The 12,397-nt window shown below is 47.3% G+C and carries 11 protein-coding genes; 8 read left to right on the top strand and 3 right to left on the bottom strand.

The features are described from left to right. Positions 1-70: 70 nt before the first annotated feature. On the bottom strand, positions 71-676 hold the full coding sequence (locus DU002_RS08195) for a peroxiredoxin (RefSeq protein WP_114337887.1): 606 nt from the start codon (positions 674-676) through the stop codon (positions 71-73). Positions 677-923: 247 nt separating this feature from the next. Here DU002_RS08195 and DU002_RS08190 point away from each other — a divergent pair, with 247 nt between their 5' ends. Then, positions 924-2,243, top strand: a complete 1,320-nt coding sequence (locus tag DU002_RS08190; protein ID WP_114337886.1) for a Na+/H+ antiporter family protein — start codon at positions 924-926, stop codon at positions 2,241-2,243. Beyond that, the gene (locus DU002_RS08185; RefSeq protein WP_114337885.1) at positions 2,243-2,665 is read left to right on the top strand and encodes a 3-phosphoshikimate 1-carboxyvinyltransferase; all 423 of its coding nucleotides are present in this window, start codon (positions 2,243-2,245) and stop codon (positions 2,663-2,665) included. The genes DU002_RS08190 and DU002_RS08185 overlap by 1 nt, the downstream gene beginning before the upstream one ends. A 293-nt stretch (positions 2,666-2,958) precedes the next feature. Here the strand turns inward: DU002_RS08185 and DU002_RS08180 are convergent, their stop codons facing one another. Beyond that, complete coding sequence (locus DU002_RS08180; RefSeq protein ID WP_114337884.1) at positions 2,959-3,303, bottom strand: Grx4 family monothiol glutaredoxin; 345 nt, start codon at positions 3,301-3,303, stop codon at positions 2,959-2,961. Positions 3,304-3,513: 210 nt separating this feature from the next. On the opposite strand from DU002_RS08180, the gene sodB reads away from it, so the two are divergent. The 4 genes from sodB to DU002_RS08160 all read left to right on the top strand — a co-directional run bounded on the left by sodB (position 3,514) and on the right by DU002_RS08160 (position 9,062). Beyond that, entirely contained in the window at positions 3,514-4,095 is a 582-nt protein-coding gene (sodB, locus tag DU002_RS08175) for a superoxide dismutase [Fe] (protein WP_114337883.1), read from the top strand. 194 nt (positions 4,096-4,289) lie between these two features. Beyond that, complete coding sequence (locus DU002_RS08170; RefSeq protein ID WP_114337882.1) at positions 4,290-6,224, top strand: PrkA family serine protein kinase; 1,935 nt, start codon at positions 4,290-4,292, stop codon at positions 6,222-6,224. An 18-nt stretch (positions 6,225-6,242) separates the two neighbouring features. Beyond that, positions 6,243-7,508, top strand: coding sequence for a YeaH/YhbH family protein (locus DU002_RS08165; protein ID WP_114337881.1), 1,266 nt, complete (start codon positions 6,243-6,245; stop codon positions 7,506-7,508). 9 nt (positions 7,509-7,517) lie between these two features. Then, the gene (locus DU002_RS08160; protein WP_114337880.1) at positions 7,518-9,062 is read left to right on the top strand and encodes a SpoVR family protein; all 1,545 of its coding nucleotides are present in this window, start codon (positions 7,518-7,520) and stop codon (positions 9,060-9,062) included. A gap of 51 nt (positions 9,063-9,113) precedes the next feature. Here the strand turns inward: DU002_RS08160 and fadR are convergent, their stop codons facing one another. Then, positions 9,114-9,833: a fatty acid metabolism transcriptional regulator FadR gene (gene fadR / locus DU002_RS08155; RefSeq protein WP_114337879.1), complete on the bottom strand. Its 720-nt coding sequence runs from the start codon at positions 9,831-9,833 to the stop codon at positions 9,114-9,116. Between the two features lie 284 nt (positions 9,834-10,117). Between fadR and nhaB the strand changes: the two genes are divergently transcribed. Beyond that, on the top strand, positions 10,118-11,707 hold the full coding sequence (gene nhaB, locus DU002_RS08150; protein WP_114337878.1) for a sodium/proton antiporter NhaB: 1,590 nt from the start codon (positions 10,118-10,120) through the stop codon (positions 11,705-11,707). 163 nt (positions 11,708-11,870) lie between these two features. Next, a complete protein-coding gene (gene dsbB, locus DU002_RS08145) occupies positions 11,871-12,392 on the top strand; it encodes a disulfide bond formation protein DsbB (protein ID WP_114337877.1) in 522 nt (173 codons plus the stop codon). The last annotated feature ends 5 nt before the right edge of the window (positions 12,393-12,397 follow it).

The following is a 12,397-nucleotide window of genomic DNA, read 5'->3' as shown; positions in this document are numbered from 1 at the left end:
TGACGTTAAGGCGTAACAACTTAAATAAAAAAGGCTGCCATAAGGCAGCCTTTTTTGTCACCGGAGTGATTTACAGTTTATCTGCGTTCTCAGATAGGTACGCTGCAACACCTTCAGGGCTTGCATCCATGCCTTTATCACCTTCAGTCCAACCTGCAGGGCAAACTTCACCGTGATCTTCATGGAACTGCAGTGCATCAATCATACGCAGCATCTCATCAACATTACGGCCCAACGGCAGATCGTTAACTACCTGATGACGAACATCGCCATTCTTATCGATCAGGAATGAACCACGGAAAGCAACACCTGCTTCAGGGTGCTCAACGTCATATGCCTGACAGATTGAATGAGTGATATCAGCAACCAGTGGATATTTAACCGGGCCAATACCGCCCTGATCTACTGGCGTGTTACGCCATGCGTTATGAGTGAAGTGAGAATCGATAGAAACACCGATAACTACAACACCGCGCTTTTCGAAATCAGCCATACGGTGGTCGAATGCCAACAACTCAGAAGGACAAACGAAGGTAAAATCTAATGGATAAAAGAAAATAACCGCTGGCTTACCAGCAATCGTCTCTTTCAAATTGAATGCGTCAACAATATCGCCATTTGCCAATACTGCTGGTGCGGTAAAATCAGGGGCTGGGCGGCCTACGAGTACACTCATGTCGCTTCTCCATTTTTATATGATGTCAGGTCATCCGACCTACGGTTTTGTAATCAGTTCAGATCAGTTTTTCGATTATACGGTTCCACTGAAAAGTAACCAAGCATTTCAGTCGGATATTACTGCTGTTTGCCTAAAAACTGGTCATGCTGGAAACATAACATAGCCAAAAGAAAAATAAATTCCACTGGCATCCCATGGCGCTGTTTAGGAGAATAGCCAATCGAGTAAATTACTGGAATAGAAAATGAATGCTGTTGTTCTGTCAGTGCTTCTTGTCCTCACCTTAAGTCTGTTTCGCGTCAATGTGGTTATTGCCTTGATCGTCAGTGCCCTCGCAGGCGGACTTATTGGCGGCTTATCATTGTCTGACACCCTATCAGCATTTAATGGCGGCTTAGGCAATGGCGCTAGCATTGCACTCAGTTATGCCATGCTGGGGGCATTTGCAGCGGCGCTTTCCAATAGCGGCATTACTGATTACCTTGCTGACCATGTGATAAACAAGCTCGGTGGTGGTGAGCATGAAAAACAGAAACTATGGGCCAAGCACCTACTCTTGTTTGCTCTACTCGCGGTTTCCGTATCATCACAGAACATCATTCCTGTGCATATCGCCTTTATTCCTATTCTTGTTCCTCCCCTGTTGCACCTGATGAGCGAATTGAAGCTCGACCGCCGCTTAGTCGCGTGCGTTATCACCTTCGGTCTAACCACCCCATACATGCTGCTGCCGGTAGGCTTTGGCGGTATCTTTCTTAACGAGATCCTACTGACTAACCTTAATACTAACGGCCTGGCGATTGACGCTTCTGCCGTTGCGCCAGCCATGTTGCTCCCAGCCTGCGGCATGTTTATCGGCCTAGGCCTAGCGATGTTCAGTTATCGGAAAAAGCGCCACTATGATGAAGCGGCAATAAAAGCAGTAGAACCTGAGCAGCATGACAAGCAACCACGCCAGGTGTGGGTACCGTTAGCAGCAATCGCTGGCGCTTTGGTATTACAACTCTTAACTGAATCCATCGTCATTGGCTCTCTCACCGGGCTAATCATTCTTTGGATCGGTCGAAGCATTAGACTCACCGACACTCAAGCGCTATTCAGCCAAGGAGTGAAAATGATGGGGATGATAGGCTTCATTATGATCAGCGCCGCTGGCTACGCCGCAGTCTTGAAAGGCACTGGCGATGTTGAGAGCTTAGTATCAGTGGTCTCCGGCTGGATGGGTGAAAGTAAGGCCTTAGCTGCCATCACCATGTTAGTGATTGGCCTATTGATCACCATGGGTATTGGCAGCTCGTTCTCAACCATACCTGTCATAGCCACACTGTATGTGCCGCTAGCTATCTCACTTGGCTTTTCAGTACCGGCAACCATCGCCTTGGTGGGTACTGCCGCCGCCCTCGGAGATGCAGGCTCTCCCGCTTCAGACTCAACCCTGGGTCCCACATCAGGCCTAAATGTTGATGGTCAACATGACCATATCTGGGACACCGTCGTTCCAACTTTCATTCACTACAACCTGCCACTGCTTGGCTTCGGCTGGTTAGCTGCCATGGTGCTTTAATGAGCGAACAACGCACGACTAAACAAGCTTTTCAAGGGTCGTTGCATAATGACCCCGTGATCCAGCGACTTTTTGAGCGAGTGCCGCAGAAAGTACAAGACAGTTTTACTGAAGAGCAGTTGATCCACTTAAAAGTGGCTGTCGGCTCACGAGGCTGGGGTGAACACACCGTTGATATCCGCGGTTCATTTCGCGGCTGGAAACATCGTTATTACTACGTCATGCTGTTTGGCCGTAACCGCAGGCAGCTTAGTCCGGGGCAGCAGCATATTCACAATCTGCTCAGTGCCGGACTGCTATCCGTGTTGCTGATGGGGGGGTTATTACTCGGATTTATGGTGCTCTACCTTTTAAAATCCGCACTGGGGATAGATCTGCTTCCCAATCACTCTCTTGGCTTATGGGATTGGTTTAAAAGTTAACCAATAATCACGAAAGTCTGTTGACCTTTGTTGTGTGTTTTTGCAGCAATTTAGACGAGGCAGAGGCGGTGAAGTTGAGTAGCCCTCAATAAGTCGCCAGCAAATGCTGCCCGAAAGGTTCGTTGAAACACGTTCTGAACTGCGTCATTCACTACTTTCTTAGATAGCTAAGCTACTTAGCTCAGTTCTTGCTCAAAACGTGTTTCATTCGAACAAAATTCATACACGAAAGGTCAACAGACCCGTATAAAAAAACCGGCAACATGCCGGTTTTTTTCCAAGTAAAAGCGCATTTACTCTGCAGCTGGCGCGTCTTCGCGATACTTATCCGCGGTTTCTTTAATCAGCGGCTGTAACTCACCCTTTTGAAACATCTCAATGACGATATCACAGCCACCAATAAGCTCACCGTCAACCCATAGCTGGGGGAACGTTGGCCAGTTGGCGTACTTAGGCAGTTCCGCGCGGATCTCAGGGTTTTGCAGAATATCAACATAGGCGAACTTCTCACCACAATTCATTAATACCTGAGAAGCTTGCGATGAAAATCCACAGCTAGGAAGTTTCGGAGAACCTTTCATGTAAAGAAGGATCGGATTTTCAGAAATCTGCTTTTTAATACGCTCTACAGTATCCATTGTTACTCTCTATCAATAAACAAAGCTAATCGACCTATTGTACGGTTTACCGAGGCAAATATCAGCCCACAATTGCTAAGGCCTTTCTTTGCGTTCAGATAAATTTTCCGTTAGCTACTTCAAACTTTGCCATAACCGAGTAGAATGCTGGGAGATTCCCAACCCCTTAAGAGCCTAATTAAAGGCTCGTCGACATGGAGAAAAGGACAGATGGCATTTGAACTTCCTGCCCTGCCGTACGCAAAAGACGCTTTAGAACCTCATATCTCAGCTGAGACTCTTGAGTATCATTACGGTAAACACCACAACACCTACGTCGTTAAACTAAACGGTTTAGTCGAAGGCACTGAATTTGAAGGCAAGAGCCTAGAAGATGTCGTTAAAACCTCTTCTGGCGGCGTTTTTAACAACGCTGCGCAAATCTGGAACCATACTTTTTACTGGCACTGCCTGAGCCCAAATGGCGGCGGCGAACCTACTGGCGCATTAGCAGAAGCAATCACTGCTGCGTTCGGTTCTTTCGAAGATTTCAAAGCAAAATTCACTGACAGCGCAATCAACAACTTTGGTTCAAGCTGGACTTGGTTGGTGAAGAAAGCTGACGGCAGCCTGGACATTGTTAACACTTCTAATGCAGCAACTCCGCTGACTGAAGAGGGTGTAACTCCTCTGCTGACGGTAGATCTGTGGGAACATGCTTACTACATCGACTACCGCAACCTGCGCCCTGACTACATGAAAGCATTCTGGGCACTGGTAAACTGGGAATTCGTGACAAGCAACTTTGCTTAATCACATTTTCTAGCTTAGTCACAAAACGCCTCGCTTTAGCGGGGCGTTTTGTTATCTGCTTTACAAAAAAAGAGCTAACTTTTTTTCTTCTCACCGCAAGTAAATCCGCTACCGACTACTCTTAGTATATATAGATAAGGTGACAGCCTGACACTGCACGTGTCTTCTCGCGTCCTACTATGGAGGAGTTTCCGATGGGGATCTTCGAACATTATCAGCAACGCTACGAGGCAGCTCAGGAAGAAGAGTACTCGATACAAGAGTTTCTTGAACTGTGTAAATCAGATCGCAGCGCCTACGCATCAGCCGCTGAAAGACTGCTGCTGGCCATCGGCACCCCCGAGATGATCGATACATCACAACACGCCGTCGAGTCTCGCCTGTTTTCTAACCGTGTGGTCGCCCGTTACCCCGCTTTTGCTGAATTCTTCGGCATGGAAGACGCAATAGAACAGATTGTTGCCTATCTCAAACATGCCGCCCAAGGACTGGAGGAGCAGAAGCAGATCCTATACCTGTTGGGCCCCGTAGGTGGTGGTAAATCTTCATTGGCAGAAAAACTGAAGCAGCTAATGGAGAAAATCCCTATCTATTCACTGTCGGCCAACGGTGAACGCAGCCCGGTTAACGACCATCCATTTTGCCTGTTTGATCCGGCAGAGGATGCTGCAATCCTTAAAAAAGAGTACAAAATACCCGCCCGCTACCTAGGTACCATTATGTCTCCGTGGGCCGCCAAACGATTGAGAGAATTTGGTGGTGACATCAGCCAATTTAAAGTAATTAAGCGTTTTCCCTCGGTGCTAGACCAAGTCGCCGTAGCCAAAACAGAGCCCGGAGATGAAAACAATCAAGATATCAGCTCCCTCGTTGGCAAAGTAGACATTCGCCAACTAGAGCACTATTCACAAAATGACCCTGACGCCTACAGCTATTCCGGCGCACTCTGCCGTGCCAACCAAGGCTTGATGGAATTTGTCGAGATGTTCAAGGCGCCGATCAAGGTATTACATCCCTTGCTCACAGCGACACAAGAGGGCAACTACAACCCAACCGAGGGCCTCTCTGCCCTGCCCTTCAAAGGGATCATTCTCGCTCACTCGAATGAATCTGAGTGGCAAAGTTTTCGCAACAATAAGAACAACGAGGCTTTTCTTGACCGAGTTTATATCGTCAAGGTGCCTTACTGTCTGCGCGTCTCCGAAGAGATTAAAATTTATAACAAGCTGATTGAACATTCAGAACTGAGCGGCGCCCCCTGTGCCCCAGGTACACTCGACATACTGTCGCGGTTTAGCGTACTTTCAAGGCTCAAAGATCCTGACAACTCCAGTATCTATTCAAAGATGCGCGTATACGATGGAGAAAGCCTCAAAGATACAGATCCTAAAGCGAAGTCATATCAGGAGTACCGCGATTTTGCTGGCGTAGATGAAGGGATGAACGGGCTGTCGACTCGGTTTGCTTTCAAGATCCTCTCACGGGTATTTAATTTTGATCACGGAGAGGTTGCCGCTAATCCCGTGCATCTTTTTTATGTCTTAGAGCAGCAGATAGAACGAGAACAGTTCCCTCAAGAATCGGCAGATCTTTACCTTGAACACCTGAAGGGCTACCTGATCCCGAAATATGTCGAATTTATCGGCAAAGAGATCCAAACCGCTTATCTGGAAAGCTACTCCGAGTACGGCCAAAACATTTTTGACCGCTACGTCACCTACGCAGATTTTTGGATCCAAGATCAGGATTATCGAGATCCGGAAACCGGACAACTATTTGACCGCGCAGCGCTAAACGCCGAGCTGGAAAAAATAGAAAAACCGGCAGGGATAAGTAACCCGAAAGACTTTCGTAACGAGATAGTTAACTTCGTGCTGAGAGCAAAAGCCAATAACAACGGCAAAAACCCGGCATGGACTAGCTACGAAAAGCTCCGCACCGTAATTGAGAAAAAAATGTTCTCAAATACTGAAGATCTGTTACCCGTTATCTCGTTTAATGCCAAAACGTCTGCGGAAGACCAGAAAAAGCACCAAGATTTTGTCGCCCGTATGATGGAGAAAGGCTATACACAGAAACAGGTCCATCTTCTTTCGGAATGGTACCTAAGGGTACGCAAGTCGTCTTAATGCTACCCGGAGGTACCGATGGCGCATTTTATTGACCGGCGGCTTAACAGCAAGAAGAAGAGTACAGTCAACAGACAGCGCTTTTTACGACGCTATAAACAGCAGATCAAAAAAGCGATGTCTGATGCTATTTCTAAACGTGGCGTTACAGATATCGAGAAGGGAGAAAAAGTCAGTATCCCGACCCGAGATATATCCGAACCCATTTTTGGCCAAGGCCCTGGGGGAAATAGAGAAAGAGTCCTACCGGGCAATGATCGCTTTGTTCCGAGGGATCGAATAGAGCGCCCTCAAGGGGGCAGTGGCGGCAGCGGTGAAGGCGAAGCAAGCGATAGTGGAGAAGGTGAAGACGAATTTGTCTTCAGCATCTCCAAAGATGAATACTTAGACCTTCTATTTGAAGATTTGGAGCTGCCAAATTTAAAGAAGAACACTTTAGATAAGTTAACCGAATACAAAACCTACCGCGCCGGTTATACCTCAGACGGTGTACCAACCAATATCAATGTAGTTCGCTCACTACGCCAATCATTAGCCCGACGTATTGCGATGAATGCAGGCAAGAAGAGAGAACTACGGGCGCTACAAGCAGAGCTTGAACGCATAGAGGGCAGCGAGCCAGTCGATAAAGCTGCACTTAAAGAAGTAGCGCAACAGATAAAGTGCCTACAGAAGAAAATTGCTGCAACGCCTTTCATCGACACCTTCGACTTACGATTTAATAATTTCGTTAAACGCCCTGTGCCTACGTCTAAAGCGGTGATGTTTTGTCTAATGGACGTCAGTGGTTCCATGGATCAAGCAACCAAAGAGATGGCCAAGCGTTTCTATATTTTGCTCTACCTATTTCTTACTCGAACTTATGAAAACATCGACGTCGTCTATATCCGTCACCACACACAAGCCAAAGAGGTCGATGAACATGAGTTTTTCTATAGCCAGGAAACCGGCGGCACCATAGTCTCCAGTGCCCTCAAATTGATGCAGGAGATCATTGCGGATCGTTATCCTCCTGATCAATGGAACATCTATGCGGCGCAAGCCTCAGATGGTGACAACTGGGCGGACGACAGCCCTCAATGCTCTGATATCTTGAGTAACAACCTTTTACCCTTACTTCGTTATTACACCTATATCGAGATCACCCATCGACCTCATCAAACCCTTTGGCACGAATATGAAAAACTGGTGGCGACCTATGACTCTTTCGCCATGCAACGTATCAAATCGGTCGAAGATATCTACCCTGTTTTCAGAGAGCTATTTCGCCGTCAAGCGGCATAGGAGGCGACAATGGCGGCACCAAGAAAAAAACACTCTAAGCCGCTCAGTGATGGGCCTGATTGGACGTTTAAACTCTTACAACAATATGAAGATGAAATTGATCGGGTAGCAAAGCACTACGGATTAAATACCTACCCTAATCAGATCGAAGTAATCACTGCTGAACAGATGATGGATGCTTATGCCAGTGTCGGTATGCCAATCGGCTACACACACTGGTCATTTGGCAAACGCTTTATTCAGACCGAACAAACATATAAACGCGGCCAAATGGGCTTGGCTTACGAGATTGTGATCAATTCTAATCCTTGTATTTCCTATCTAATGGAAGAGAACACCATGACCATGCAGGCGCTAGTGATGGCCCATGCCTGCTATGGCCACAACAGCTTTTTCAAAAATAACTATCTGTTCAAAACCTGGACTGATGCTTCCTCGATTATCGACTATCTGGTCTTCGCCAAAAACTATATCGCCGACTGTGAGCAACGCTACGGCACCAGCGAAGTGGAAGCGATTATCGACTCTTGCCATGCCTTAATGAATCAGGGCGTTGACCGTTACAAACGTCCGGCAGAAACCTCTCTAGCAGAAGAGAAGAAACGGCAAAAGGCGCGCGAAGAGTATCTGCAATCACAGGTTAACGACCTTTGGCGAACGCTGCCCAAGCAGGCTATCGACGTCATTGAACAGCCGGAACGCTTCCCATCTGAGCCGCAGGAAAATTTACTCTACTTTATCGAAAAGAATGCGCCGTTACTTGAATCCTGGCAGCGGGAAGTGATCCGGATCGTACGTAAAATATCGCAGTACTTTTACCCACAAAAACAGACCCAAGTAATGAATGAAGGGTGGGCTTGTTTCTGGCATTACACCCTGCTTAATCACCTTTACGACGAAGGCAAGCTAACCGATAAATTTATGTTCGAGTTTTTACACTCCCACACCAACGTCGTCGCGCAACCCTCTTACAACAGCCCCTATTACTCAGGCATTAACCCATATGCATTGGGCTTTGCCATGTTCCGCGATCTTCGCCGTATCTGCGAAACACCAGACGAAGAAGACCGTCGCTGGTTTCCTGACATTGCCGGTAGTGATTGGCTGAAAACAGTGCACTTTGCCATGGAAAACTTTAAAGACGAAAGCTTCATTGCCCAGTTTTTATCACCTCGTCTCATTAGGGAATTTAAGCTGTTCTCGCTTCTTGATATCGAAAAGCACAATTTCTTAGAGATTGGCTGGATACACAATGATGCCGGCTACCAACAGATCAGAGAGCTACTCGCTGCACAATATAACCTCAGCCAACGCGAGCCTAACATTCAAGTCTATGACGTTGATTTGAGAGGCGACCGCTCACTCACGTTGAGATACACGCCGCACCAGCAAATCCCTTTAGACAAAAGCTACCCTGAAGTACTGAAACATCTGCACCGACTGTGGGGGTTTGAGATAAAGCTAGAGATGGAAAAGGCTGATGAGAGCGTTGAGCTCATTGGCCGCTGCCCGGAGCAGGTTAGCGAAGAAAGCGATCCGGCCAACGCCATTTAGCCAACAAAAAAGGGCTATCACTAGCCCCTTTTTGACCGCTATTCAGTGTGATTAGCGCGCAATATCAACGATATCACTAGGAACATCGTCCCGCAGCCGCTGCCATAGTTTCGCGCTTTCATAACCAAAACGACGAACTAAACTGATCGCTTCATCATATTTGCCCTGCTCAGCTAACCCTTGGATCTCAGCATAAAACTTAGCTAGCAATTCGCGTGATTCAGGCAATGAGAAGTAGTAAGCGCCGATCCGCGAATAAAGCCCTTTAAAACCATTCAAGGTCAACACATAGATAGGGTTGTTGGAGGCGAACGCCAACGCATGGTTTACCTGATAATCAAACTCCGCGCAGGCGGCTGGATCATCGGGAATATTCCCCGCATCCTTGATTATTTCGACCACTTTATCCGAATTGTTCTTCAGCGCAGCTCGAATATAGATACTACTGATGTTAGTTCTTGCTGATAACAGATGATCAACCAGCTCAGGGATCCCGTCTTGATTCAATCGAGCAATGGTTTCGAGGATATTCAGACCCGACGTTTCCCAAAAGTTATTCACTCGAGTCGGCTTGCCATGCTGAATAGTTAACCAACCATCGCGTGCCAGCCGTTGCAATACTTCACGCAGCGTCGTTCTCGTTACGCCGATTAATTCAGAAAGTTCTCTTTCCGCTGGCAGTATCGAGCCGGGGGGGAAACGATTGTTCCAGATTGAATCGACGATATACTCTTCGGCAAATCCGGCTGGGCTCTGGGCTTTAATTATCATTTAGCGTCCTGTCGCGGGCAAAACTGTTAACAGTATAAGAAACTCATCATACCAGATGCTATTTTCCAGCAACAAGCAAGATAAGCACTATAAAAGTGAAAAGTTACTCACACTTTGACTAAACTCGCTGCTAAACATTCACGTTAACCGACATAAATAATCACTGAAATGTGTCAGTTTTGGTGCATATCCGCGTAGGAAAACGGTTAGAAATAGGTACAATAGCCGAAAATTTTATAAAGGCATTTTTGCCAACAAAAATCTAGCGTACCTGGGAGCACTCCATGCCACAAACCAAGACTTTAGGAGAGGCCTTTTTAAGGAACTTTCTGGGTCAAGCCCCTGATTGGTTTAAAATAACCATTCTACTGTTTCTGCTTATCAATCCAATTGTCTTTTACATCAGCCCATTTACTGCTGGCTGGTTACTCATTATCGAGTTTATTTTTACTCTGGCAATGGCTCTCAAATGTTACCCACTGCAACCGGGGGGATTGCTGGCGCTAGAAGCCGTCGCCCTTGGCATGACATCTCCGCACATGGTAATGCACGAAATTTCAGCCAATATCGAAGTGCTCTTGCTACTGATCTTTATGGTCGCTGGCATCTATTTTATGAAGGAGCTGCTGCTCTTTTTCTTCACCAAACTACTCATTAAAATTCGCTCAAAAGCGATGCTCTCTCTGGCATTTTGTTTTGCTGCTGCATTTTTATCAGCGTTTCTTGATGCGTTAACCGTAATCGCCGTGGTCATCGCCGTCGCAACGGGTTTCTATAGCATTTATCACAAGGTGGCTTCAGGCAAAGAGTTCCACCACAGTCATGATCATACTGCCGATGAGAATCTACATGATCTGACCCGTGATGACTTGGAGCAGTTCCGTAGTTTCTTACGCAGCTTGATGATGCATGCAGCGGTTGGTACCGCACTAGGAGGCGTATGTACCTTGGTCGGAGAACCACAAAACCTGATTATCGGCGACCGAGCGGGCTGGGATTTTGTTAACTTTGCCATCCGCGTCGCACCGATCTCATTTCCAACCTTGCTGTTTGGGTTAGCGACTTGCCTACTATTAGAAAAATTCAAAGTATTTGGCTACGGCGCAAAATTGCCAGACGCCGTGCGCACAATCTTGTCCGACTTTGAGAAGTACTCTACCGAACGTCGCACCAAGCGCGACGTTGCCAACTTGATCGTGCAAGGGATTATCGCTCTCTGGCTGATCGTTGGCTTAGCATTACACCTCGCCGACGTTGGCCTGATTGGTTTGAGCGTGATCGTTTTAGCAACGTCAGCCACAGGTGTGATTGAAGAGCATCAGTTGGGCAAGGCGTTTGAAGAAGCGCTGCCATTTACCGCGCTGCTATCGGTATTCTTTGCGATTGTTGCCGTGATCATTGAGCAAGACCTGTTTGCGCCAGTTACCCAATGGGTACTTTCATTTGAGGGGCACGGCCAATTATGGCGAGTATTCTTGGCGAACGGCATTCTTTCCATGGTGTCAGATAACGTCTTCGTCGGCACCGTCTATATCGAAGAGATGTATGCGGCGTTGAATAATGGCAGCATCAGCCGCGACCAATTCGATCTGCTCGCTGTCGCCGTCAATACAGGCACCAACCTGCCAAGCGTTGCCACACCAAATGGCCAGGCGGCATTCCTGTTTTTATTAACATCGGCTTTAGCACCTTTACTGCGCCTGTCATATGGTCGTATGGTATGGATGGCTCTCCCCTATACCATCGTCATGCTGTCAGTCAGCCTAGCAGCCACGCTCTTTATACTGGAGCCTGCCACCCAACTGCTTTATGACACAGGCTGGATCCATCATATCGTAGAACCAGCGGCTGCGGCTGCGGCACCCGCTCACTAGCTGGCGCCATATACTAGAAGCTAAAAGCCCAGCAACGCCGCTGGGCTTTTTTGTGCGTTTTCTCCAGTTCTTTGTAAATATTGATGTCAATGACTTGGCGAAGCCTGTAAGCGGAGTAAAATCGACGCTTTGCTCCATTCACCTCTGTTATCAAGGAATCAACGTGATCACACAAATCGGCAATTGGCCAACGCAACGCTGGCCGTGGTTGTTGCTAGGAGGCTCAGCATTAGCACTTGAGCTCTGTGCGCTGTTCTTTCAATATGGCATGGACTTAGCTCCGTGTATCATGTGTATTTACGAACGCGTGGCTATGCTTGGGATCATGCTGACTGGGCTTATCACGGCTATCTCACCACAACTCTTATGGCTTAGGTTGCTCGGGTTTTGTGGTTGGTTAGTCTCTGCCGGGTGGGGATTAATACTGGCATGGGAGCATGTACAACTGCAGCTCTATCCGTCCCCTTTCCATACTTGTGATTTTGAACCGAACTTTCCAGAGTGGCTGCAACTGCATAAATTGCTACCAATCTTCTTTGAGGCGACAGGTGATTGCGGAGAAATAGCTTGGTCATTCTTAGGCTGGTCGATGCCACAATGGCTTGTGGTCAGCTTTATTGTCTACCTTGGACTTTTGTTCGCTGTGATCGCCTGTTGGGGAATCAGTAAGCTAAAGAAAGCGTAATAGAA

This window comes from Corallincola holothuriorum, assembly GCF_003336225.1.
Classification (GTDB): domain Bacteria; phylum Pseudomonadota; class Gammaproteobacteria; order Enterobacterales; family Neiellaceae; genus Corallincola; species Corallincola holothuriorum.
Note: the sequence above shows the minus strand (reverse complement) of the source record. Positions and strands in the feature narration are given on the sequence as shown.